The sequence below is a fragment of the Leifsonia sp. PARNA 1/14 genome (genome assembly GCF_055720965.1).
The window spans coordinates 353,960-376,720 of sequence record NZ_JBVQSP010000003.1 but is presented as its reverse complement, the minus strand read 5'-3'; the positions used below and the strand labels follow the sequence as shown (position 1 = coordinate 376,720).

20 protein-coding genes and 3 tRNA genes are annotated in these 22,761 nt (G+C 69.2%); 15 read left to right on the top strand and 8 right to left on the bottom strand.

What is annotated here, in order from left to right:
* Positions 1-172: 172 nt before the first annotated feature.
* Positions 173-2,095, top strand: coding sequence for a thioesterase domain-containing protein (locus AC0HS0_RS11310; protein ID WP_472964086.1), 1,923 nt, complete (start codon positions 173-175; stop codon positions 2,093-2,095).
* A gap of 127 nt (positions 2,096-2,222) precedes the next feature.
* Positions 2,223-3,035, top strand: coding sequence for a polyphosphate kinase 2 family protein (locus AC0HS0_RS11305; RefSeq protein ID WP_472964187.1), 813 nt, complete (start codon positions 2,223-2,225; stop codon positions 3,033-3,035).
* A gap of 33 nt (positions 3,036-3,068) precedes the next feature.
* Here AC0HS0_RS11305 and AC0HS0_RS11300 read toward each other — a convergent pair whose 3' ends face one another.
* Positions 3,069-4,403 (bottom strand): isochorismate synthase, encoded by a 1,335-nt coding sequence (locus AC0HS0_RS11300; protein WP_472964084.1) that lies wholly within the window; start codon positions 4,401-4,403, stop codon positions 3,069-3,071.
* Between the two features lie 122 nt (positions 4,404-4,525).
* On the opposite strand from AC0HS0_RS11300, the gene AC0HS0_RS11295 reads away from it, so the two are divergent.
* From AC0HS0_RS11295 to AC0HS0_RS11280, 4 genes are read left to right on the top strand one after another with little or no spacing between them, the layout of a single operon-like run.
* Positions 4,526-5,545, top strand: a complete 1,020-nt coding sequence (locus AC0HS0_RS11295) for a demethylmenaquinone methyltransferase (RefSeq protein ID WP_472964083.1) — start codon at positions 4,526-4,528, stop codon at positions 5,543-5,545.
* Positions 5,545-6,624, top strand: a complete 1,080-nt coding sequence (locus AC0HS0_RS11290) for a polyprenyl synthetase family protein (protein WP_472964081.1) — start codon at positions 5,545-5,547, stop codon at positions 6,622-6,624. The genes AC0HS0_RS11295 and AC0HS0_RS11290 overlap by 1 nt, the downstream gene beginning before the upstream one ends.
* Positions 6,625-6,642: 18 nt before the next feature.
* Entirely contained in the window at positions 6,643-8,025 is a 1,383-nt protein-coding gene (locus tag AC0HS0_RS11285) for an FAD-dependent oxidoreductase (protein WP_472964080.1), read from the top strand.
* 38 nt (positions 8,026-8,063) lie between these two features.
* Positions 8,064-9,257 (top strand): alpha/beta hydrolase, encoded by a 1,194-nt coding sequence (locus AC0HS0_RS11280; protein WP_472964079.1) that lies wholly within the window; start codon positions 8,064-8,066, stop codon positions 9,255-9,257.
* On the opposite strand, the gene AC0HS0_RS11275 is transcribed toward AC0HS0_RS11280, so the two are convergent.
* Both AC0HS0_RS11275 and AC0HS0_RS11270 read right to left on the bottom strand, forming a co-directional pair.
* A complete protein-coding gene (locus tag AC0HS0_RS11275) occupies positions 9,163-9,651 on the bottom strand; it encodes a YajQ family cyclic di-GMP-binding protein (protein ID WP_055920621.1) in 489 nt (162 codons plus the stop codon). The two genes, AC0HS0_RS11280 and AC0HS0_RS11275, sit on opposite strands and share 95 nt — an antisense overlap.
* A 68-nt stretch (positions 9,652-9,719) precedes the next feature.
* Positions 9,720-9,863: a hypothetical protein gene (locus tag AC0HS0_RS11270; protein ID WP_472964078.1), complete on the bottom strand. Its 144-nt coding sequence runs from the start codon at positions 9,861-9,863 to the stop codon at positions 9,720-9,722.
* 146 nt (positions 9,864-10,009) lie between these two features.
* Here AC0HS0_RS11270 and AC0HS0_RS11265 point away from each other — a divergent pair, with 146 nt between their 5' ends.
* Complete coding sequence (locus tag AC0HS0_RS11265) at positions 10,010-10,345, top strand: helix-turn-helix domain-containing protein (RefSeq protein WP_472964076.1); 336 nt, start codon at positions 10,010-10,012, stop codon at positions 10,343-10,345.
* Between the two features lie 8 nt (positions 10,346-10,353).
* Here AC0HS0_RS11265 and AC0HS0_RS11260 read toward each other — a convergent pair whose 3' ends face one another.
* Positions 10,354-10,974, bottom strand: a complete 621-nt coding sequence (locus tag AC0HS0_RS11260; protein WP_472964186.1) for an ATP-dependent Clp protease proteolytic subunit — start codon at positions 10,972-10,974, stop codon at positions 10,354-10,356.
* Between the two features lie 119 nt (positions 10,975-11,093).
* Between AC0HS0_RS11260 and AC0HS0_RS11255 the strand changes: the two genes are divergently transcribed.
* From AC0HS0_RS11255 to AC0HS0_RS11245, 3 genes are all read left to right on the top strand, one after another.
* A tRNA-Tyr gene (locus tag AC0HS0_RS11255) sits at positions 11,094-11,175 on the top strand.
* Positions 11,176-11,289: 114 nt separating this feature from the next.
* Entirely contained in the window at positions 11,290-12,102 is an 813-nt protein-coding gene (locus AC0HS0_RS11250; protein ID WP_472964075.1) for an inositol monophosphatase family protein, read from the top strand.
* Between the two features lie 242 nt (positions 12,103-12,344).
* Positions 12,345-13,046, top strand: coding sequence for a M23 family metallopeptidase (locus AC0HS0_RS11245; protein WP_472964074.1), 702 nt, complete (start codon positions 12,345-12,347; stop codon positions 13,044-13,046).
* Between the two features lie 258 nt (positions 13,047-13,304).
* Here AC0HS0_RS11245 and AC0HS0_RS11240 read toward each other — a convergent pair whose 3' ends face one another.
* A complete protein-coding gene (locus AC0HS0_RS11240; RefSeq protein ID WP_472964185.1) occupies positions 13,305-15,044 on the bottom strand; it encodes a glycoside hydrolase family 13 protein in 1,740 nt (579 codons plus the stop codon).
* Positions 15,045-15,282: 238 nt separating this feature from the next.
* Positions 15,283-16,140 (bottom strand): pentapeptide repeat-containing protein, encoded by an 858-nt coding sequence (locus AC0HS0_RS11235; protein WP_472964073.1) that lies wholly within the window; start codon positions 16,138-16,140, stop codon positions 15,283-15,285.
* Positions 16,141-16,250: 110 nt separating this feature from the next.
* Here AC0HS0_RS11235 and AC0HS0_RS11230 point away from each other — a divergent pair, with 110 nt between their 5' ends.
* The 4 genes from AC0HS0_RS11230 to AC0HS0_RS11215 all read left to right on the top strand — a co-directional run bounded on the left by AC0HS0_RS11230 (position 16,251) and on the right by AC0HS0_RS11215 (position 18,626).
* On the top strand, positions 16,251-17,207 hold the full coding sequence (locus tag AC0HS0_RS11230; protein WP_472964072.1) for an aldo/keto reductase: 957 nt from the start codon (positions 16,251-16,253) through the stop codon (positions 17,205-17,207).
* Positions 17,208-17,313: 106 nt separating this feature from the next.
* A tRNA-Thr gene (locus AC0HS0_RS11225) sits at positions 17,314-17,385 on the top strand.
* 31 nt (positions 17,386-17,416) lie between these two features.
* Positions 17,417-17,490: transfer RNA gene (locus tag AC0HS0_RS11220), tRNA-Met, on the top strand.
* Between the two features lie 272 nt (positions 17,491-17,762).
* Positions 17,763-18,626: an alpha/beta hydrolase gene (locus tag AC0HS0_RS11215; protein WP_472964071.1), complete on the top strand. Its 864-nt coding sequence runs from the start codon at positions 17,763-17,765 to the stop codon at positions 18,624-18,626.
* Positions 18,627-19,074: 448 nt separating this feature from the next.
* Here AC0HS0_RS11215 and AC0HS0_RS11210 read toward each other — a convergent pair whose 3' ends face one another.
* The gene (locus AC0HS0_RS11210; RefSeq protein ID WP_472964069.1) at positions 19,075-19,683 is read right to left on the bottom strand and encodes a TetR/AcrR family transcriptional regulator; all 609 of its coding nucleotides are present in this window, start codon (positions 19,681-19,683) and stop codon (positions 19,075-19,077) included.
* A 94-nt stretch (positions 19,684-19,777) separates the two neighbouring features.
* On the opposite strand from AC0HS0_RS11210, the gene AC0HS0_RS11205 reads away from it, so the two are divergent.
* A complete protein-coding gene (locus tag AC0HS0_RS11205; protein WP_472964067.1) occupies positions 19,778-20,569 on the top strand; it encodes a TIM barrel protein in 792 nt (263 codons plus the stop codon).
* Positions 20,570-20,595: 26 nt separating this feature from the next.
* Here AC0HS0_RS11205 and AC0HS0_RS11200 read toward each other — a convergent pair whose 3' ends face one another.
* Complete coding sequence (locus tag AC0HS0_RS11200) at positions 20,596-22,662, bottom strand: FG-GAP-like repeat-containing protein (protein ID WP_472964066.1); 2,067 nt, start codon at positions 22,660-22,662, stop codon at positions 20,596-20,598.
* Positions 22,663-22,761 lie beyond the last annotated feature (99 nt).

Here is a 22,761-nt window from a genome sequence, read left to right as displayed (position 1 = left end):
AAGGACCATCAAGTAGGCGACGAAGGCGAAAGCCCAGAAGAACAGCCAGAAGAAATTCCAGAATCCGTTCACGACGAGCTCCTCTCGATTGCGGACAACGTAGCGGTGAGCGGGCGCCTCTGGCTAGGGTGCGGCTCCCGGCCTCGACGGAGGTCGCGGATAGGCTGACCGCATGCTCAGCCAGCTGCCGCCGCACCTCTGGCGCGGGAGGTCGGCCGCGGGGTGGGCGGCGCTGGTTCTCGGTTTCGTCGTCGGCGTGCCGGTGGCCCTCGTGGTCGGGCTCGCGCTGCTCGCGATGGGAGTCGCGGCAGCGGTCATCGCTCTGGTCGTGGGCCTGCTCCTGCTCGCGGCCGAGTGGGCGTGGTACGCGATCCAGCGCACGCGCGAGCAGCCGTACCCGTTCCCTGTGCCCGCTCCGAGCCGGCGCCGGTCGCGTCGGACCACGCTGAGCGGCCTCTACCTGTCGGCCGCCCCGCGGCTCATCGGTGGCATCGCGCGCGCCGCGGGCTGGCTGCTGGCCCCGCTCGCGCTGCTGGTCGGCGTCGTGGGCATCGTGCTGCCGCGGTGGCGGGCCCGCCCGTATCTCGCGGTGTTCACGCTTCCGGCGCTGCTGCGCAAGGCCGTGGGCCTCGGCCGGAGGCGCAGGCTGCTGCGCGACGGCCACGACGCCGTCCTGCTCGGCTACGACGACCTCCTGGAGCAGCAGTTCCCGCTACTGCACGACTTCCTGCGCTGGTGGGACGACCCGGACGCCGGCGATGAGTACACGCCCTCTCCCGGCCTCGTCGACGTGCCGGCAGGCCTGCTCGGGCTCGAGCTCGGCCCGCTTCCCGACCCGCTCGGCCGCACCGGGCTCGCAGCGGGGGCGATGCGGCGCCGTTCGGTGCACACGCTCCGCGACCTCCTGCTCAGCCAGCGCGAGATCGACGACCTCTGCGACCCCGACCTCGACGAGCGCATCGACACCGCGGTGATCCGGTTGGTGCAGCGCGAGCACGAGGGCGTGCGGCACTGGATCGTGCAGTTCCCGAGCACGAAGTCGTGGCACCCGCGCCCCGGGGTCGCGCCGAACGACCTCACGGCCGACCTCGTGATCGGCGCCGAGCACGAGGCGACCATCACCCGTGCGGCGCTGGCGACCATGCGGGAGGCGGGCATCGCCCCAGGGGAGCCGGTCGTGCTCGCAGGGTTCAGCCTCGGCGGGATGGTCGCGGCGCAGGTGGCCGTGCGCGCGCACGCCGCCGGGTTCACCGTGACGCACCTCGTCGTCGCCGGCTCGCCGCTCGGGCGCCTCCCGATCCCGGACGGCATCCGGACGCTGGCGGTCGAGCACGTGCTCGACCTCGTGCCGCGCATCGACGGCAGGGAGAACCCGGTGCGGCTCGACCTCGCCGGCTCCGACGTGCTCGTCACCGTCAAAGCGGGGCCGGCCCTCTCGCCGGGATTCCGGCTGGGCGCGCTCCACCAGGCCATCGCGTACGCCGATACCGCGCGGCTGATCGAGAACGAGCCGCCCGATGAGTCCGTGGCCGCGCTGTTGGCGGAGTTGCAGCCGTTCTTCGGCGACGGCCAGACGGTGCACGATCGCTCGGCGTTGCGCGCCGGCGGCCTCCCGGCGCGGCCTGCGGTGCCGTTCTACCTGCACAGCACGGTGCAGGACGGGATCACAGAGGAGGCACTGCGGCAGACACTGCGTCGGTTGGCGGGGGTCTACGCCGTCGATGTCTACCAGTCGAGGGGCGGCCTCGCCACCACGATCCTGTGGAGCGCGGACCTTCTGGTGCGCACGCTCGACCCATGGCCGGTCGCCACCCGGCGGGCGGCGATCTACCGCGGCCTGCTGTCGTTGCTCGGGCGGCGGCGCGCCGTGGGAATTCATCTGCGCCTGCAGGCGCGCGCGACGCCGGGGCTCATCTGGGAGGCGACGCTGCAGCGGATGCCCGACGGGCGCTGGCGCGAGACGATCGATGTGACGGTGGACGACCGGGCCAGGCCGGCGGATGTGGCGCGGTTGTTCCCGGACGGAGTGAGGACCAGGGTGGTGCTGCACCCGTCGGACGCGTTCGAGCCGCTTCTCGACGCCGCGGGGATCTGAGGGCCCGACCTGGAGTGGTGGCAATCCGAGCCTCCGGGATGAGCGCCGCCGCCGTACGATGGTGCGACCCGAGCGAGGAGGCGACGTGGGACGCGAGAAGTACTGGGCAGAGGATCCGGATCCGCTGATGCGTGTCGGAGAGGGCTTCCGCCTCGCCGACCACGACACCGCCTCCACCCCCGGATTCACCGGTGGCAAGAAGGATGGCGAGAAGGCGCTGGGCGATGGGGCGGCGATCCTCGCCGACCTGCAGGAGCGGCTGTTCGCGGCAGGGACGCTGGGTGAGCGACGCAGCGTGCTGCTCGTCCTGCAGGCGATGGACACGGCGGGCAAAGGCGGGATCGTCACCCACGTCGTCGGCCAGATGAACCTCGGCGGCGTCCGGTACGCGGGGTTCAAGAAGCCGACCCAGGAGGAACTCGCTCACGATTTCCTGTGGCGGATCTGGAAGCACGTTCCGGGTTCGGGCGAGGTCGGTGTGTTCGATCGTTCCCACTACGAGGACGTGCTGATCGGCCGGGTGCGCAAGCTGGCGCCCGACGATGAGATCGAGAACCGCTACGAGGCGATCAATCGGTTCGAGCTCGAACTGGCCGAGTCCGGAACCACGATCGTGAAGGTGATGCTGCACCTGAGCAAGGACGAGCAGAAGGCGCGCCTGGCCTCGCGCCTCGAGCGCCCCGACAAGCAGTGGAAGTACAACCCGGGCGACGTGGACGAACGACTGCTATGGGACTCCTACCAGGACGCGTACCAGATCGTCTTCGACCGCACGTCGACGCCGTACGCCCCCTGGTACGTCGTGCCGGCCGATCGCAAGTGGTACGCGCGGCTCGCTGTGCAGCACCTGCTCGTCCACGCGCTGGAGGACCTGGAGCTGGAGTGGCCGAAGCCGGACTACGACGTCGAGGAGGAGAAGGCGCGGCTGGCGGCCTCCTGAGCGACTGGCGTCACCGGCGGGTCTGCGCGCTGTTCAGCCGAACGCCTCGACGATGGGCCGGAACTTCATGGTCGTCTCTGCGAATTCCGTCGCGGGGTCGGAGTCGGCGACGATACCCGCCCCCGCGTACGCGGTGAGGTCACCGGTGTCGGAGAGCTGCGCACAGCGCAGCGCGATCGCCCACTCGCCGTCTCCGTCGCCGCCGACCCAGCCCACCGGTCCGGCGTAGCGCCCGCGGTCGAACGGCTCCAGCTCGCGGATCAGCTGTACCGCCTCCCGGGTCGGCGTGCCGGCGACGGCTGCAGTCGGGTGGAGGGCGTCCGCGAGGTCGAGCGAACTGGCTCCGTCGCTCAGGGTGCCGGCGATGTCGGTGGCGAGGTGCCAGAGATTCGGGAGCTTCAGCGTGAAAGGCAGGTCGCTCGCCGCGAGGTCGGCGCTGTGCGGGCGGAGCGCGTCGAGCACGCTCGAAACGGCGAACCGGTGCTCACCCTGGTCTTTGACCGAGGCGGCGAGAGCGGCCGCGGACTCGTTGTCGCTCGCGGCGTCGCGCCCGCGAGAGCGCGTGCCGGCGAGGACGCGTGCCGTGACAGTGCCGTGATGCACCCGCACCAGCGTCTCGGGCGACGACCCGACGAGGCCGTCGACGGCGAAGGTCCAGCAGTCGGGATAGCCGAGCGCGAGCTCCACGAGCGCACGGCGAACGTCGGACTCGAGCGGCAGATGCGCCGAGAGCTCGCGAGCCAGTACGACCTTCGATAGGTCGTGCTCGCGGATCTTGGCGACGGCCGTCGCCACCGCCGACCGGTAACCGCCTTCGTCGAGCCCTGCCGGGAGCAGGCTCAACCGGTACTCGTCGCCGAACGCGATCGGGCGGGGGAGGTCGCCGTTCGCGAGGGCGGCGTGCCCGGCACGTGACGATGAGGCCGGACCGACGCCGTCGCGGTTGTCTGCACTCCCTAAGTCGGAGTCGTCCACACGGCGGATCCGCGTGATCCAGCTGCGGCCGCCGCGGCGGCCGAGCACGATCTCCGGGACGATCAGCACGCTGGTGGCCGAACTCTCGTCGTCGAACGCGAACGTGCCGAACGCGACCAGACCCGTGCCGGGTGTGCGCACACCGTCGCTGATCGTCGCCGCCCGAACCGTGTGCCGCCACGCCTCCGAGGCCTCCCGGATGCGGTCGGGGCCATGGAACTCGAGTCGCAGCGCCTCGCCGATGCCGGCGATCCCCTCACCTTTGCGGATCCAGACGAGCGGTCGACGGGAGTCGAGGAAGGGGACGAGATGCCGGACGTCGTCGAGGGGGGTCGTCTCGACCGAGAGCGCCGTCACGCCCGTCACCCGGCGGGTGGTCGAGGGTGCTGTCACCGGACCAGCCTACGCCCGGCGCGCTGAGGGCCCGATGCGTGTGCGCTGGGCATCGACTCTGCGATCGGTGTCGTGCGCGCGCGTGGAATGCAGTGCATCACGCCGCAGCCTAAGCTGGTGGGGTGAGTAAGGCCGACCTCAGCAAGCAGCCCTCCCAGGTCGCCGCCATGTTCGATGAGGTGTCGACCCACTACGACCGGACCAACACCGTCCTCTCGATGGGCAACGCGACGCTCTGGCGGATGGCGACGACGCGCGCCGTCGCGCCGCGCGCCGGCGAGAAGATCCTCGACGTCGCGGCCGGCACCGGAACCTCCAGCGCGTCGCTCGCCCGCAACGGCGCGAGCGTGGTGGCCGCCGACTTCTCGCAGGGGATGATCGAGGTCGGCAGGCAGCGTCAGGCGGCCAACCCGTTCATCAGCTTCGTGCAGGCCGACGCGACCGCGCTGCCCTTCGGCGACGACACGTTCGATGCCGTCACCATCTCGTTCGGCCTCCGCAACATCGTCGACCCGCGGGCGGCGCTCGCCGAGTTCTACCGGGTCACCAAGCCCGGGGGTCGCGTCGTCGTCTGCGAGTTCTCCCGGCCGCCGCTCGCGCCGGTGCGTGCCGGTTACGGCGCCTACCTGCGCTACGGGATGCCGGTGCTCGCGCGTCTGGCCAGCTCCAACCCGGCCGCGTACGAATACCTCATGGAGTCGATCGAGGCGTGGCCGAGCCAGCCCGCGCTCGCCGCATGGATGCGGGAGGCCGGCTTCGAACGCGTGGCCTGGCGCAATCTGACCGCAGGGATCGTCGCGCTGCATCGTGGCTGGAAGCCGCACACCCCTCATGAGCCGGCCCGGGCCGAGGCGACCGCTCCTGAGAAGGCGCCAGCTCCCGAGAACGCGCCTGCCGCGGCGAAAACGACGGGCGGAAAGCCCGCGAAGTCGACGGACGCACCGTCTGGCGCGGCGAAGTCGACCGCCGGGAAGCCGGCCGGGAAGCCGGCCGCCGGAAAGCGCGCCGCGAAGCCCGCCGCGAAGAAGTCGACGGCCGGAAAGCCCGCGGGATCCACCGGCGGCACGTCTGTCGCGGCGCAATCCGGCGGCACCGGCGCCTCCGAAGACTCACCGTCCGCCATCCCATCCGAGGGGGAGTAGTGCCACGAAGCGTTCCGGCTGTGCGGCGCACCGCGTCGCTGACCAGCCAGCTCGGCCTCACCGAACGGATCTTCGTCCGTGGTGAGGACCGCCAGGTCGCCACAGCCGTGGACGACGGCCTCGCGCTTGTCGAGGAGGCGCTGCACCGTGAGATGCGGTTCGCCGACAACCTGGCCGACGTCACCACCCGCTATCTGCTCGAGGCGGGGGGCAAGCGCGTCCGGCCGATGCTGACGCTGTTGACCGCACAACTCGGAAAGGGCAACACCCCGGAGGTGCTGCAGGCCGCCCAGGCCGTGGAGATCACGCACCTCGCCTCGCTCTACCACGACGACGTCATGGACGACTCGCAGATGCGCCGCGGGGTGCCGACCGCTCAGTTCGTCTGGGGCAACTCCGTCGCCGTGCTGACCGGCGACCTCCTGTTCGCCCGGGCCAGCAAGCTGGTCTCCGCGCTCGGCGAGCGCGCCATCCAGCTGCAGGCCGACACCTTCGAACGGCTGTGCCTGGGCCAGCTGCACGAGACCATCGGCCCACAGGGTGACGAAGACCCCGTCGCCCACTACATCCGCGTCCTCCAGGACAAGACCGGCTCGCTCATCGCGGTCGCCGCGCAGATGGGGGTCGTGTTCTCGAAGGCCGACCCCGCGTACGAGAAGCCCGTCGTGACGTTCGGCGAGAAGATCGGCGTCGCGTTCCAGCTGATCGACGACGTCATCGACCTCTCGTCGACGGGTGTCGCCGAGACGGGCAAGACCCCGGGCAACGACCTCCGGGCGGGCGTCGCCACGCTGCCCGTACTGCGACTGCGCGAACGGGCCGACGCCGATCCCGAAGCACGGGCTCTGCTCGAGCGCCTCGAGCGCGATGTCATCGGCAGCGCCGAGGAGGGCGAGATCAGCGCGGAGGCGACCGCGGCGATCGCCGCGCTGCGGGAGCACGAGGTGACCGCGCAGACCCTCGAGGAGGCGCACCGCTGGGCTCGGGAGGCCGTGGACGCCCTCGCGCCGCTGCCCGATGGCGCCGTCAAGAAGGCGCTCGTGCGGTTCGCGGACACCATCGTCGAACGCTCGAGCTGACCCAGAAGGAATCAACGCATGACCAAACTGCGACTGGCGATCGTCGGTGCCGGCCCGGCCGGGATCTACGCCGCCGACATCCTGCTCAAGGCCGAACGAGGCTTCGACGTCTCGATCGACCTCTTCGAGTCGCTGCCCGCCCCCTACGGGCTCGTGCGCTACGGCGTCGCCCCCGACCACCCACGCATCAAGGGCATCATCACCGCCCTGCGCGAGGTTCTCGATCGCGGCGACATCCGCATCTTCGGCAATGTGACGTACGGGGTCGACATCACGCTCGACGATCTCAAGCAGCACTACAACGCGGTCATCTTCGCCACCGGGGCCGTGCACGACGCCGACCTCGACATCCCGGGCATCGAGCTCGGCGGCTCTTACGGCGCCGCGGACTTCGTCAGCTGGTTCGACGGCCACCCGGACGTGCCCCGCACCTGGCCGCTGGGGGCGCGATCGGTCGCCGTGATCGGCAATGGCAACGTCGCCCTCGACGTCTCGCGCATCCTCGCGAAGCACGCCGACGACCTCCTGCCGACGGAGATTCCCGACAACGTCTACGAGATCCTCAAGAACTCGCCTGTCACCGACGTTCACGTGTTCGGCCGGCGCGGGCCGGCGCAGGTGAAGTTCACGCCACTGGAGTTGCGCGAGCTCGGCGAGCTGCGCGACGTCGATATGATCCTCTACGACGAGGACTTCGACTACGACGAGCAGTCGAAGGCCGCGATCGCGAGCAACAAGCAGGTCATGGTGATCGACCGCGTGCTGCAGCAGTGGCGCCAGCGCGAGGTCGGCTCGGCGTCCCGTCGCCTGCACCTGCACTTCTACGCCAAGCCGCTGGAGCTGCTGTCGGACGAGAACGGCGACGTGCGGGCGATCCGCTACGAGCGCACGGCGTCCGATGGCGAGGGCGGGGTGCGCGGCACCGGTGAGATCCGCGAGCTGGAGATCCAGGCGATCTATCGTGCCGTCGGCTACTTCGGGTCGCCTCTGCCCGGCATCCCGTTCGACAAGAAGCACGGCATCATCCCCAACCACGAGGGGCAGGTGCTGCGCAATCGCGACAACGAGCGGATGTACGGCGTGTATGCGACGGGGTGGATCAAGCGCGGACCGGTCGGCCTCATCGGTCACACCAAGTCGGATGCGATGGAAACGATCAAACATGTGATCAACGATCAGGGCAACTGGTGGTCTCCCGCCGACCCCTCCGAGCAATCGGTGGAGAACCTGCTGCGCGATCGCGGTGTGGAGTACACCAACCTGGACGGGTGGCACAACCTCGACGAGCATGAGCAGTCCCTGGGTGCGGAGCGCGGCCGTGCGCGCATCAAGGTCGTGCCGCGCGACGAGATGATCCGGGTGTCGAACGCCACCGCCGTGGAGGTCGGCGCGGCCGAGTAGGCCTCCCGTCCCAGGGTTGGTTCTGGCACGCTGGTGCCATGAGCAGCCCTGTCGAGTGGCGCCCGGATCTCCTCGGGCCCGGCTTCCAGCAGGCGACGCTCCCGCTCGCACCCGATGCGGAGGGCGACGTCGTCGCCACGCTGGTGCGCTTCGAGCCGTGGCCCCGGCTCGCCGACCTGCGGCCTGGCCACCCCGCCGAGGAGACCGACGTGCTGTACGTGCACGGCTGGTCCGATTACTTCTTCCAGGCCGAGCTGGCCCGCTTCTGGCACGAGCAGGGCGCGCGGTTCTTCGCGCTCGACCTGCGCAAGTACGGGCGAAGCCTGCGTGTCGGCCAGACTCCGGGGTTCGTGGACTCGCTCGACACCTACGACGAGGACATCGAGGCGGCGCTCGAGGCCATCGGCCACGGCGAGCACGAACGGCCACGCCGTCCGCCGCACCGCCGCCTGATCCTGATGGGCCACTCCACCGGGGGCCTGACATTGAGCCTGTGGGCCGACCGGCACCCCGGCCGGGCCGCCGCCCTCGTCCTCAACAGTCCGTGGCTCGAGTTCCAGGCGCACTCGGCGGGCCGGGCGATGATCAGCCCGTTGGTCGACCTCCACGCGCGGCTCGACCCGAAGGCGGCGATGCCGAACGTCGACCTCGGGTTCTATACGCGCTCGGTGTCGCGAACGCTCGACGGCGAGTGGGACTACGACCTGGCCTGGCGGCCCGTGCGCGGCTTCCCGGTGCACCCGGCGTGGCTCACCGCAGTGCTCGCCGGCCACGCGCGGGTGGCGGCCGGGCTCACGATCGACGCGCCTGTGCTCACCCTGCTGTCGGCGCGCTCGACACTGCTGCCGTACTGGACCGACGACATGCTCAGCTCGGACGTGGTGCTCCTCGTGCAGGACATCGCCGTGCGCGCGCTGAAGCTCGCGCCGACGGTGACCGTGGCACGAATCGACGGGGCGCTCCACGACGTGTTCCTGTCGCGCGAGCAGGTGCGCGAAGCCGCCTACCGGGAGGTCGTGCGGTGGCTGCGCGGCGCGCTCAGCGGAAGCCACCCGCCTGCGGGGCGGGGCCCCCTCGGCGGGCGGGGTCCGCGCGGACCGCTCGGTGCCCGCGGGCCGCTCGGAGAGGAGCCTCCGCTCAGCGGAAGTTCACGAACTGGAGGGCCACATCCAGGTCGGCGCCCTTCAGGAGGGCCATCGTCGCCTGGAGGTCGTCCCGGCTCTTCGAGCTGACGCGCAGCTCGTCGCCCTGGATCTGCGACTTGACGCTCTTGGGGGCCTCGTCGCGGATGAGTTTGTTGATCTTCTTGGCGGCGTCCTGCTCGATGCCGTTCTTGAGGCCGACCTCGATGCGGAACTCCTTGCCCGACGGGTACGGCTTGCCGGTGTCGAGCGACTTGAGTGTGATGCCCCGTTTGATGAACTTGGACTCCACGACCTCGAGCACGGCCTTCACGCGCTCCTCGGTATTGGCCTTGAGCAGCACCTTCTCGCCGCTCCACTCGACCGAGGCGCCGACGTTCTTGAAGTCGTAGCGCTGCTCGACCTCCTTGCGGGCCTGATTGACGGCGTTGTCCGCCTCCATCTTGTCGACCTTGCTGACGACGTCGAACGAGGAGTCTGCCACGATAACCGCCTTACTCTCGGTGAAATCCTCTGATCACTCGATTCTAGGGATTCTCCGCTGGCAGCGAGTCAGGCGATCTTCTCCAGCTCGACGAAGTAGGTGACATGGCAGCCGTCGCCGAAGCACTCGATGCAGAGGTCGACTTCTTCGCCGTGCTGCGTGGGGTCGGCCCCTGTGCCATCGCACCGTTCGCAAATCTCCAGTGTCCTCATGCCGACGATTGTGCGCCCAGCCACCGACAACGTCGGAAGGAGGAGGGGTGTGTCGCAGAACCGGCACGCCGTGGGGGCGTTCTGCTGTGGGCGGAATCGCGAAACCCGCAGGGTGCGCGTCGACGGGCTCGGCTTAGGCTTCAGGCATGTTGATGCGGCACGCGATCGGCTCGGTGCTCCGCCGTCTGCGGACCGAGCGCGGCGCGACCCTGCGCGAGCTCTCGGAGCGTTCGCGCATCAGCGTGCCGTACCTCTCGGAGATCGAGCGGGGCCGCAAGGAGGCGTCGTCGGAGATCCTGGCGGCGCTCTGCCGCGTGCTCGACGTGACCGAGGGCGAGCTGCTGTCGGAGGTGGTCGCGGAGTTCGCCCGCATCGAGGTGCTGAGCCTGCTCCCCGAGCGCGGGCACGCGACGTCGGCCATTGTGGCCGCGGACGACCACGTGCTTTCCGCCGCGCCGCACGCGGTCCTCCTGGCCGCCTGACACGCCCCTCAGTTCGCAAGGGCCCGCGTCGACCCGATGACCTCGTCCACGAACCCGTAGTCGCGCGCCTCGTCGGCGGTGAACCAGCGGTCGCGGTCGCCGTCCTCGATGATCTGCTCGACCGGCTTGCCGGTCTGCTCGCTCGTCAGCTCGGCCATCCGGCGCTTGAAGTGGAGGATCTGCTTCGCCTGGGTCTGGATGTCCGCGCTCGTGCCGCCGAAGCCTCCATGGGGCTGGTGCATCACGATCGATGAGTTCGGGAGGGCGTACCGCTTGCCCGGCGCGCCCGACGACAGCAGGAACTGGCCCATCGAGGCCGCGAACCCCAGCGCGACCGTCGCAACGTCGGCACGGACGAAGTTCATCGTGTCGTAGACCGCGAAGCCCGAGGTGATCGAGCCGCCCGGCGAGTTGATGTAGAGGTAAATGTCGCGGTCGGAGGCGATCGAGTCGAGCAGCAGGAGCTGCGCGCAGACCTCCCCGGCCGACTCGTCGTTCACTTCGGTGCCCAGGAAGACGATGCGCTCGTCGAGGAGCCGCTGCACGGGGGCGATGGTGTCAGGAGTGGTCATGGCGCCATCCTGCGACCGGCTGAGCGGGCTTGTCGCGTGGTTCTGCCGTGTGCGAATTCGCGGGAGGCAGAAGCGCTCTGCGCAGCGCACTCGGCCGATTTCGTGAGAGGGCGCGCGCCGAGTATCCTTACATGGCGCCTTCGGTCAGCAGCTGACTGATGGTCGGAAGCGCGAATGGCGAGTTACCCAAGCGGCCAAAGGGATCTGACTGTAAATCAGCCGGCGTAGCCTTCGGGGGTTCGAATCCCTCACTCGCCACCCGCCGAAAAGGGGCCCGGGCCATCCGGGCCCCTTTCTGCGTCTGCGGGCGACTGCGTCTGCGGGCGACTGCGTCTACCGGGCGCGTGGCGGCCTGTGTGGGAGGCTGGTCGCATGCCCTCCACGACCGAGCTGCTCGAGATCGCCGCCACCGTCGCCCGCCGTGCCGCGGCGCTGGCCCTGCAGAGGCGTCGCGACGGGGTGGAGGTCGCCGCCTCGAAGTCCTCGATCACCGACATCGTGACGCGCGCCGATCGTGAGTCGGAGGACCTCATCCGCAGCGCGCTCGCCGCAGCCCGGCCGCGAGACGGCTTTCTCGGTGAGGAGTCCGGCGCCGAGCACGGCACGAGCGGGCTGACCTGGGTGGTCGACCCGATCGACGGCACGGTCAACTACTTCTACGACATCCCTGCGTGGGCGGTCAGCGTCGCCGTGGTGGAGGGGGAGCCCGACCCCTCGACGTGGCGCACCCTCGCCGGTGCTGTCGTGAACCCGGCCACGGGCGAGGTGTTCACCGCGGCGGCCGGCGCCGGCGCCCGGCTGAACGGTGCGCCCATCCAGGTGAACACCGGGGTGGACCTCCCGCTGGCGCTCGTGGGGACCGGGTTCGGCTACGACCCCGAGAAGCGCAGGAAGCAGGCGACCTTCGTCACCGAGCTGATCCCGCAGGTGCGCGACATCCGGCGCATCGGCGCGGCCTCCCTCGACCTCTGCTCGGTGGCGTGCGGGCGGCTCGACGCGTACTACGAGCGTGGGCTCAACCCCTGGGACCACGCGGCAGGTGCGCTCATCGCGCAGGAGGCAGGGGCCCGGCTGGGCGGGCTCGGTGCGACGCCGGCAGGTACCGACCTCCTGCTCGCCGCCGCCCCCGATCTGTTCGAGCAGCTCGACCCGCTCGTGCAGGCGTACTACTCGCACTGGGAGTGATGCCGTCCCGGCTCGATTGGTGAGGCGGTTACCATTTCGTTATATTGGGTCGAGTGGCCCGCGAAACCAGACCTCGGAGTGGTATTCGTGAACCCCACGCCGATGCTCCCGGCACCGATGCGCCCGGCACCGACGCCCTGCTGACGCGCCGGGAGGCCCGCCGGCTGCAGGAGGCGCGCCATCGCGTGCACGAACTGCGCGAACGGGACGCCCGCCCTCGAACTCCGCGCTTCAGTCGCGGCGTGAGTCTTGTCGCCATGCTGTCCGTACTGGGGATCGCGGTCGCCACGACCGTTCCCGCGATGGCGCTCCTGAGCGAGGACGACGTGCGCGCCCGGTCCGCGTCGGCCCACTTCAGCAGCGCCCCGGCGACCGAGCGCGAGCTCCAGGCCCTCGACAGCGTGACCTCCGCCGAGCGCGAGGCCATCATCCGGGACAGCGGCGCCGCCACCTCGGGCGAGCAAATCGCTGCGCTGCGCTCCATGCGCATCGCGGACACCTTCCGCAACAACCCGGCAGGGGCCGTCCAGTGGCCGTTCCCGGTCGGCGTGCCGATCAGCGACGGTTTCGGATACCGCGTGGCGCCGACAGCGGGCGCCTCCACCGACCATCTCGGAGTCGACTTCACTCCGGGCGCGGGCGTGCCCATCCAGATCATCTCCGCCGGTGTGGTGCGGGAGGTCGTGGCCAGGGACGGCGGCGGCTGCGGCGTGAACGTCACCATCGACCACATGATCGGCGGCCGGCTGGTCACCAGCAAGTACTGCCACATGCAGGCGGGCTCCGTGCGGGTGTCGGCCGGTCAACAGGTCGCCGTCGCCGACATCGTGGGCCGCGTGGGAAACACCGGCGTCTCGACCGGGGCGCACCTGCACTTCGAGATCCGGCTCAACGGCACGGAGCCGGTCGACCCTGTCGCGTGGCTGAAGGCCAACGCGAGCTGAACTGCCGCGGAGCCCCCGCGAGCCTGCCTCGTGCAGCCGGCGGAGGAGATCCGCTGCCACGGGCTCAGGACCTCCTCCGCCGACCGGCCCGAGATCGCGATCGGGCCAGAAGATCCTCCGTTGACCGCGCGCGCCGTGTCGCCTTCAGCGTCGCGGAGGACATCAGGTCAGACACCCCGCGGCCGAAACGATAACGGAGGAGATCCACGTTGCTGATGGACCTCCTCCGTCAGCGTCGCCGGGACGGACGAGCTCGCGTCAGATCAGCCAGGCGGTCGTGTCGCGGGGCAGCATCCCGCCTTCGAGCGGGCCGCTCGCGAGGATGACCCTGCCCTCCGGCAGCGGCAGCGGGGCTGCGCCGAAGTTCACGGCGACCGTGACCGCGCCGGTGCGGAAAACCAGAGCGCCCTCGCCCGCGTTCGACCACTCGAGCTCGCCGAAAGCGAGGTCGTGCTCGCGGCGGGCGGCGAGCGCTTCCTGGTACATCGTCAGCGTCGAGTCGGGGACGCCCTGCTGCGACGACCGCGTATACGACGCCCACGAGGCCGGCTGCGGCAGCCAGCTCTTCGGGCCTGGGCCGAACCCGTAGGACGGGTCGGCGCCCTCCCACGGGATCGGGACGCGGCAGCCGTCTCGGCCGTAGCGCTCGCCGTTGGTGCGGAACCACGTCGGGTCCTGGCGGGCGTCGTCGGGCAGGTCGATGGCCTCCGGGAGGCCGAGCTCCTCGCCCTGGTAGAGGTAGGCGGAGCCGGGCAGCGCGAGCATGAGCGCGGTGGCGGCACGCGCGCGGCGCAGCGCGAACGCGGTGTCCGGGATGCCCGTCGAGGTCGGGCCGATGCCGTGGCCCTGCAGGTTCTCGCCCTCGAGCGCGAGGCGCGTTGCGTGCCGGACCACGTCGTGGTTGGAGAGCACCCAGGTGCTGGGCGCGCCGACGCTGCCGAACACGGCGATGGAGCGGTCGATCACCGCCCGGAGCGCGGCGGCGTCCCACGGCGTCTCGAGGTAACCGAAGTTGAAGGTCTGCTGCATCTCGTCGGCGCGCACCCAGTTGGCGAGCTTCTCCATGGGCTCGACCCAGGCCTCGCCGCACAGCACGCGGTCGCCCTCGTACTCGTCGAGGACCGTGTGCCAGTCGCGGTAGATCGCGTGCACGCCGTCCTGGCCGAAGTAGGGCGGGGTCACCGGCTCCTGCTCGGCGTGGGCGCTGATCTCCGGCTCGAGGACGATGCCGCCCGTGGTGGTCGCGACGGGGCCGCCGCCCATGCTGCCGACGTTGGCCGGCGGCGTGTAGTCGGGGAGGCCGGTCTCCTTCACCATGCCGTGCGCGACGTCCACGCGGAAACCGTCGACGCCGCGGTCGAGCCAGAAGCGCAGGACGCCGCGGAACTGCTCCCAGACCCACGGGTTCTCCCAGTCGAAGTCGGGCTGCGACTTGTCGAACAGGTGGAGGTACCACTGCCCGGGAGTGCCGTCGGCCTCCGTGATGCGGGTCCAGGCCGGGCCGCCGAAGATCGACTCCCAGTTGTTGGGAGCCTCGTCGCCGTTCGGGCCCGTGCCGTCGCGGAACAGGTAGCGTGCGCGCTCCTCGCTGCCCGGGCCGGCGGCCAGCGCCTCCTGGAACCACACGTGCTCGCTCGACGAGTGATTCGGGACGATGTCGATGATGACACGCAGCCCGAGGTCGTGCGCCGTCTCGAGCAGCGCGTCGAAGTCGGCCAGCGTTCCGAAGCTCGGGTCGACGTCGCGGTAGTCGGCGACGTCGTACCCGGCGTCGTTCTGCGGCGACGTATAGAAGGGGGACAGCCAGACGGCGTCGACGCCGAGCTCACGGAGAGCGGGGAGGCGGTGCGTGATGCCGGGCAGGTCGCCCATGCCGTCGCCGTCGGCGTCGGCGAATGAACGCGGATACACCTGGTAGATGACGGCGGAGCGCCACCACTCGCGGCCGGGTGCGCTCGGCGAGAGCGCGCTGGAGGAATCGGAAGTCTGAATACGGATCACCTGTCTTGGGGACGGACGGGAGCACCGGAGCGGTCGCGCTGCGCGAGCAGACGGCGGCGCCGGCCTGCCTCGCTGCGCCGCTGCGGCGCCGGGATCGGCACGCCGTCGTCGGCGCATGCGAGCCATGCTAGCGCCATCGTCTGGGCGGCGGGTGTCCGCGCGGGATCTGGTTGCGCGAGGGGCACGTCGTTGTCGCTTTTCGAGCGCGGAGGCGACAACGACGTGCTCTTCGGCGTCAGGTCCAGTGCGAGGGGCGGCGGAGAGCTGCGGGGAGACGGGTGCGGGCGTCGCCCTGGGCGGCGTCCACTTGCGTCTGCGTGAGATAGATCGTGCGCTCGAGCCGGGCACCGTGCAGGCGGGCGTCACGGAGGTCGGCGCCGATCAGCTCCGCTCCGGCGAGGTCGGCCTCGCGGAGGTCCGCGGCGATCAGAAGGGCCCCGCGCAGCTCCGCTCCGCGCAGGTCGGCGCCGCGGAGATCGGCGCCGAGGAGGTCGGCGCCGGGCGTCAGCCGCGAGCGCGGGACGCGGAGCCCTGCGCGGGCGTCCGCCTGCAGGCCGGACTCGCGAGTCAGTCGGGCGGCCTCCCTCAACAACTCGGCAGCGGGGTCGCGGAGGGCGTCGATGTCGAGCTCCAGGATGGCCTCGGGTTCGGCGTCGGCTGCGGCGGCGACCTCGTCCCAGGAGGCGCGGAGGGCCGGGTGGAGGGGCGCCGCGGCCGGCATCCCGAGGGCCTCCCGCAGATACCAGAGGAGCTCGTGCAGCTGGCGGACGATGGGGAACACGGCGAACATACCCGAACGGACGTGGTCGCCGTCGCGCCAAGTCGCACCGCTGAAGGTGTGCTGCGTGACGTGCTGACCCGCTCCGAAGCAGTCGAAGACCGTGCACCCCTTGAAGCCGCGCTCACGCAACAGCGGGTGGATGCGGCAGCGGAAGTCGTCTTCGAGGTTGACGCACTCCTCTCCCGCGGCCTTATCGAACGCGAAGTCGGCCGAACGGGCGAACGCGAGCGCGACGCAGCAGAGCCCCGTGCAGGCGGCGCAGTCGGCGGACAGTGCGCGCTCGGTCGGCGTCGTGGCGAGGGATCCGGACATTCCTCCACAGTAGAGCCCACCTCCAACCTCTCCACATGTTCAGACGCAGACGGAATAGCCTCCGGCGACCCGCGTTAGCGTGAAGAGACACCCCTCGAAAGGATCACGGAATGACTTCTCCCCGCCGCGCCATCGGAAACTCCGACCTCCAGGTCTTCCCACTCTCGCTGGGTGGGAACGTGTTCGGCTGGACGGCCGACCGCGACACCTCGTTCGCCGTGCTCGACGCGTACACCGCGGCGGGCGGCAACTTCGTCGACACCGCAGACGGCTACTCGGCATGGGTGCCGGGCAACACCGGCGGCGACTCCGAGCGGATCCTCGGCGAGTGGTTCGAGGCGCGCGGCAACCGCGACGATGTAGTGCTCGCGACCAAGGTGAGCCAGCACCCCGACTTCAAGGGCCTCGCGGCCGACAACATCCGCCGTGCCGCCGACGCCTCGCTCGAGCGGCTGAAGAGCGACCGCATCGACCTCTATTACGCGCACTTCGATGACGCGACCGTTCCGCTGGAGGAGACGGTCGCCACGCTGTCCGGCCTGGTCGACGCCGGCAAGGTGCGTGCCATCGGCATCTCCAACTACTCGCCGGAACGCATCGAGGAGTGGTTCGCGATCACCGAGCGCGAGGGCCTCCACCGTGCCGTCGCCCTTCAGCCGCACTACAACCTGGTCGAGCGTTCCTTCGAAGAGAAGTACCGCGCGCTCGCCGAGCGGGAGAACCTCGGCGTCATGCCGTACTTCGCGCTCGCCGCCGGCTTCCTGACCGGCAAGTACCGCGACGGCGTCACCGTCGAGAGCGCCCGCGCCGCCGGCGCCGCGAAGTACCTCGACGAGACCGGCCGCAACGTGCTCGCCGCCCTCGACGACGTCGCCGCGGCCCACGACGCCTCCGTCGCGACCATCGCGCTCGCCTGGCTCGCCGCCCAGCCGACGATCACCGCGCCGATCGCGAGCGCCCGCACGCTCGAGCAGCTCCCCGACCTCCTCGCGTCGGTCACGGTCGAGCTGACCGCGGACGAACTGGAGGCCCTCGACGGCGCCTCGGAGGCCGCGAAGGCCGCGTAGTAGGCGGGTTCCGGAGGGGTCCAGGTGGTACGAAGCACCCTTGCGAGGATGGTATCCTCGTACGGTTGCCGAAAACGGCCCGGACCCCTCCGGATGCCTCGGCTTCGCCCCCTTAGCTCATTGGTAGAGCACTTCCTTGGTAAGGAAGAGGTAGTGGGTCCGATTCCCACAGGGGGCTCCGTCTCCCGGTCGCGACGACGGGAGGCCCCGGCGGGGTAGCTCAGGTGGTTAGAGCACACGGCTCATAATCGTGGTGTCGCGGGTTCGAGTCCCGCCCTCGCTACATAGCTCGAAAACACAAGGAACGGCGGCTGATCATCAGCCGCCGTTTCGTCGTTCGTGGGGAGATTCGCCCCGGCCACGGACGTTATGGAGCGGCAAGGCGGAGCACCGGTAGGAAGTTCGACCAAACCCGGGTATCGACCCGGGAGTCTCCCGGGTTCGACGCGCGCGATCGAGCGGGATCGTGATAACGAGCCCGGCACAATCCGTCCCGGAACGAACGATCGGTCGGCCGTGAGGTCGCCGCTCATCTCACACAGAGGGAGAACTATCATGGCCATTCAAGACACCGTCACGAGCGGCATTCGCACCGACCAGGTCGCCGTACAAGGTGACGACCTCGTCTTCGACGTACGCGGGCACGGAGCTCCGCTCGTGCTTCTGCCCGGTACCCCCGGCGACGCCAGCAACTACGGCCTGGTCGCCGACCCACTGGCAAGCGATCACACGGTGATCACGTACGACCCACGCGGATTCGGGCGGAGCACCGGCCGTGAGCCGCGGCGTTATGAGATCGGCCAACAGGCCGGCGACGTCGTCGCGGTAGTGCGTGCAGCAGGGTTCGACCGTGCCCTGGTCTTCGGAAACAGTGCGGGAGCTGAAGTCGGCCTCGAACTCGCGAAGAATCACGCCGACATTGTGGAGGGGCTCGTCGTGCACGAGCCGCCGGTGATCCGCGTGCTACCGGACGCCGACGATTTTCAGCAGAGGATCTCCGAGATCTACCGAACCGCGTGGACCGAGGGCCCGAAGCAGGCCTTCCTGGACTTCCTCCTGCTCAGCCAGCTCCCGTTCAACGCGGGCAAGCCGTTCTCGCAGGCCGAGGTCGACGCCATCCGCCCCAACGCCGGCGCAATACCCGGGTTCGACTTCGCCGACTTCTACGTGAAGTACCAGATGCTGCCGCTCACGAACTACGCGCCTGATCTCGCCGCCATCACTGAGAACGGCGTCAAGGTCGTGGCAGGAGCTGGAGCGTTGAGCCTGGACCTGCCGTTCGGGCGCACGTCACGCCGGGTCGCCGACGAGCTTCGCGTCCCGTTCATGACGTTCCCGGGCCACCACGGTTCGTACACCGATCCAGCGACAGCCACTGCTTGGCTGAAGGTCCTCCGCGAGGCGCTCGCCGCGCTGTGAGCCGTCATCCGACACGTGTCGCGGGTTCGAGTCCCGCACTCGCTACAGTCCTTGAACACTGGGAACGGCGGCTGTTACGCAGCCGCCGTTTCGTCTAGCCGTCACGTCCGAACGTGAGCGCGGCACAGGTATCGATGCGTTCCTCGCCGGGGAAGTATGTCGACCACTCCTCCTTCGTGAGTTCGCGCCCCGCCAGTGCGCAGGCCTGTGACGCCTGCTCGGCCGGGCGCGGATCCCAGACGCACCGACTCCCACCGCGCAGCGACCCTGGCGCGCGAGAACGAACTGCGTCGCTCGCACGCAGACCGCGGCGCGACAACATCGTCCCGCCGACCGGTCGTCGACTTACCGCGCAAGCTGACAGTCGCGTGGTCGGCGGTTTTCGGACGAGTCGACCACGGCCACCGGCCCGTGGCGCACCTGTGATGGATTCCGTTTCGTCGTCTCATCACGCCCGCGGCGGGTTCTTCTGCTCCGCGAGAACCTCCACGACGTACTGGACGAGTGCCCTCCGGCGTGCATCGCTGGTGCCACCCGAGCCTTCCGCTCGGAACGGTGCGACATGCCACACCTCGCACAGTCCCCAGATGATGACGTAGAAGTCCCTCGGGTTCCAGCCTTCCGCGATCGCTCCCGCGCTCTGCCAGCGTGCGATCAATGCTTCCGGCACGGGAAGATCGCTCAGCTGCGCGGTGGCCTCATCCCAGGGGTCGGTCTCCAGGCGCGCCCAGGTCAGCAGCCGCAGCGTCTGCGGGTGCTCGGCGATGAAGTCGAACACACGGCCCGCGAACGCGACGATGTCTTCGGCGTCCTCCCCGATGGTCTCGGCGACTTCGGAGATCGCGGACACGATCGTCGCGACGAAGAGCGCTCGTTTGTCGCCGAAGTAGGCGTAGATCCGCTCCTTGTTGGCGCCGGCACCGGCGGCGATGCGGTCGATCCGGCCACCTCCGAAGCCCGATGCTGCGAACTCTGTGCGGGCGGCCTCGAGAATCCGCTGCCGCGTGCTGGCGGCCCGGTCGGATTCCTGCGCGGTCGATTCGGTCTGCCCTGGCATCGCACCATCCTCCACGTCGCCTTGTTTTCCCGATGAAAGACGATACTATTACCCAACCGAATGGTTGGTTGGAAGTCTCGAAGGGGAACACGACATGATCACTCTCACCGCGAACCTCGAACTGAACTTTCCGGACATCGACGACGTCCCGTCGCGCATCGAAGCGGCCAAGGCGGCCGGATTCGACGAGGTCGATGTCTGGTTCACCTTCGACAAAGACCTCCCGTCGATCAGATCCGCCCTGGACGGCACGGGAACGCGCATGGTGTCGATCGTGGCCGAGCCGCGGATGGCGGTCGCCTGGCCCGACGCCGACCTCGACGAATTCTTTGGAGGCCTCGAGCGCACGGTCGAGAACGCCCGCTATCTCGGCGCACCATTCGTCATCGTCGATTCCGGCCTCGGCTTCCCCGGCCAGTCCCGGCGGACTCAGCTCGACCGCCTCGCCGAGGTCTACGCCCAGGCGGTCGACCGGGTGCGAGGATCCGGCATCACGCTGCTGCTCGAGTCGGTCAACACCCGTGTCGACCACCCCGGCCTCCTCCTGGATCGCAACGCCGACTGCCAGGCGATCATCCGGGAGGTCGACGACCCGTCGCTGCGGTGGCTGTATGACGCGTACCACTCGTTCTGCGAGGGGGAGGACTACGCGGCGGAGTTCGCCGCCGGAGCCGACCTCGTCGCGTACATTCATCTGGCGGATGCCCCTGGGCGTCACGAGCCCGGCACGGGAGCGGCCGACTGGGCTCGCTGGCTCGACGTCGTCGAGGCGAACGGCTACTCGGGTTCGGTTCAGCTGGAGTTCGTTCCCACGACGGACTTCGCGTCCTCGGTGTCATACATCAGATCGCTCGTGGATGCGAAGAACGGGGCTGCCCGGTCCTAGGTTTGGTCGTGCCTGTGACTGAAGCCTCAGCCAATCCAGTTCATGATGTTCCAACCGCTGCCGACCCGGGAGGGGGCGCCCCACCCGGACGCCCCGCTTCCCGGGTAGAGCCAGAGCGAACCTCCTGTGTCTCGCGCGAGGACGTCAGGGAATCCGTCGCCGTTGAAGTCACCCACGGACTGGATCGAGTTCATGATGTTCCAGCCCGAACCGACCTGCTTCGGGCTGAGCCAGCCCGTCGGGGTGTGCGGATACAGCACCAGGGCGCCGGCCGGGTTCCGGGCGAGCAGATCGGGGAATCCGTCGCCGTTGAAATCCCCGATGCCGACGATCGCCGTCATCGCCGCCCATCCGGAGCCGATCTGCTGCCGTGGCAGCCAGCCGGCGTGGCCGTTGCCCGGGTATTCCCAGAGGATGCCGGAGCCGTCGACGGCGAGGACATCCTGGAAGCCATCGCTGTTGAAGTCACCGGCAGCGAGAATGGCGGTCATGCCGTTCCAGCCCGACCCGACCTGCACGCGGGCCTTCCAGCCTCCGGTGCCGTTCCCCGGATAGAGCCACAACAGGCCCGCAGCGTCTCGCGCCAGGACATCCGCGTTACCGTCACCGTCGAAGTCGCCCGACACGATGATCGAGGTCATGCCGTTCCACCCTGACCCGATCTGGGCTGACGTCGGCGTGAGCCATCCACCGGCGCCGTTGCCTCGATAACTGATGAGAACTCCGGAAGTGTTACGGGCCAGCACATCCGCCTTGTGGTCGCCGCTGAAGTCGTGTGCTCGCACCGGCGGAACATAATCCGCCCCTGCGACCGTCTGCGTATATTCCTGGGAGACGGAGGTTCCCTCTTGGTCGACGCAGGTGATCGTGTACGTGAACGTGCCGCGCACGGTCGGCACTCCCGAGAGGACTCCCGTGGTCGAGTTCAGCTGGAGCCCGGTCGGCAGCGTGCCCGAAGTGACCTTATACGTGGGCGAGAAGGTCGAATTCGCGGTCACCACGGTTGAGAACTGCTTCTCGGGAACGAGCGGCGAGGCCGGCGGATCGGAGACGAACGCCATCGGCGCATAAAGCCGAACCTTGTAGGTACCGTTGGAGGTGTCGGTGACGACCATGCCTCCGGTCGTGGGGTCGATAGCCGCCGCCCACGGATCAGTAGACGCAAAAAAGAACTGCGTCTCCGTGGGGTCGATGCCCTTCGCCATTATGACGCGGCCCAGGTCACCTGGCACGAAATAGGCGACGTCGTCTGTCGTCGGGTTTACCGCGATCAGATCGACACCGTTGTTCTCGGTGCCGGTGCCTGGAGTGATGGAGCTGGTCGTGTTGGTCGCCCCATCGAGAATCGTCACTTGCTCAAGGCCGGTCGGGATGTAGACGCGATTGGTCACCGGGTTCACAGCCACCTTCCGGTACCACTGAACAGGAACCCGCGCCGTGACGGTCCGCGACGCCGGATCCAAGGCGTCGACACGCAACGGCGAGTAGGTGGGCGAGCCCGTTTCGACGTAGACCATCCCTGTGGTCTCGTTGACGGCGACATACTCGGGTCCAGTATCGGTCGGTATCGAGCCCGTGATCGTGCCGCTCGACCCGTCGACGACGTCGACGGCCGACCCGTTGAAGTCTGTCAGGTAGATGACGTTGCGCTGGGTGTCGACCGCTAAGCCGCCAGGCTTGAAGGTGAGTTGCACAACTCGTGCGACGGAACCACTCACGTCATCGATGACGGACAGCGTGTTGTTCGTGGAGTCGCTGGCGTAGATCAGATGGCGGGTCGAATCCACCGCGATCTGAGTCACACCGTGGCTGACGGCGATCGAACCGACGATCGCTCGCTTCACCTCGTCGATGACGGTCAGCGTCACAGGATCAGATATGTGCACTGCCGGCCCGGTGAGGATGTAGGCGAGATGGCGCCCGGAGTCGATCGCCATATCGGTAGGAGCACCCGCGACTGGTAGATCAGCTACCGGGGTCAGGGAAGTCGGCGCCGTGACTGCCGCGGCGGAGCCTGTCGGATTGGGCATCGATACGAGCGTGAGTGCGAGTGTGATAGCGATCGCCCCAGCGACCGACTTGCCGTGTTTCAACTGTCTCCCTTGCGCGGCAACTCGTCGGATCCAGCTGCGCCGAATCGAATGTTAACACGGGGCAACTATTCGCTCGCCCCCCGGATCGGGGCACGTTCC

Bases quoted from the DNA above. Each gene is read 5' to 3' on its own strand.
- AC0HS0_RS11215 (WP_472964071.1), top strand. From the start codon at position 17,763: ATGGCCATTCAAGACACCGTCACGAGCGGCATTCGCACCGACCAGGTC.
- AC0HS0_RS11280 (WP_472964079.1), top strand. From the start codon at position 8,064: ATGAGCAGCCCTGTCGAGTGGCGCCCGGATCTCCTCGGGCCCGGCTTC.
- AC0HS0_RS11210 (WP_472964069.1), bottom strand. From the start codon at position 19,683: ATGCCAGGGCAGACCGAATCGACCGCGCAGGAATCCGACCGGGCCGCC.
- AC0HS0_RS11285 (WP_472964080.1), top strand. From the start codon at position 6,643: ATGACCAAACTGCGACTGGCGATCGTCGGTGCCGGCCCGGCCGGGATC.
- AC0HS0_RS11205 (WP_472964067.1), top strand. From the start codon at position 19,778: ATGATCACTCTCACCGCGAACCTCGAACTGAACTTTCCGGACATCGAC.
- AC0HS0_RS11305 (WP_472964187.1), top strand. From the start codon at position 2,223: ATGCGTGTCGGAGAGGGCTTCCGCCTCGCCGACCACGACACCGCCTCC.
- AC0HS0_RS11250 (WP_472964075.1), top strand. From the start codon at position 11,290: ATGCCCTCCACGACCGAGCTGCTCGAGATCGCCGCCACCGTCGCCCGC.
- AC0HS0_RS11265 (WP_472964076.1), top strand. From the start codon at position 10,010: ATGTTGATGCGGCACGCGATCGGCTCGGTGCTCCGCCGTCTGCGGACC.
- AC0HS0_RS11235 (WP_472964073.1), bottom strand. From the start codon at position 16,140: ATGTCCGGATCCCTCGCCACGACGCCGACCGAGCGCGCACTGTCCGCC.
- AC0HS0_RS11230 (WP_472964072.1), top strand. From the start codon at position 16,251: ATGACTTCTCCCCGCCGCGCCATCGGAAACTCCGACCTCCAGGTCTTC.
- AC0HS0_RS11310 (WP_472964086.1), top strand. From the start codon at position 173: ATGCTCAGCCAGCTGCCGCCGCACCTCTGGCGCGGGAGGTCGGCCGCG.
- AC0HS0_RS11270 (WP_472964078.1), bottom strand. From the start codon at position 9,863: ATGAGGACACTGGAGATTTGCGAACGGTGCGATGGCACAGGGGCCGAC.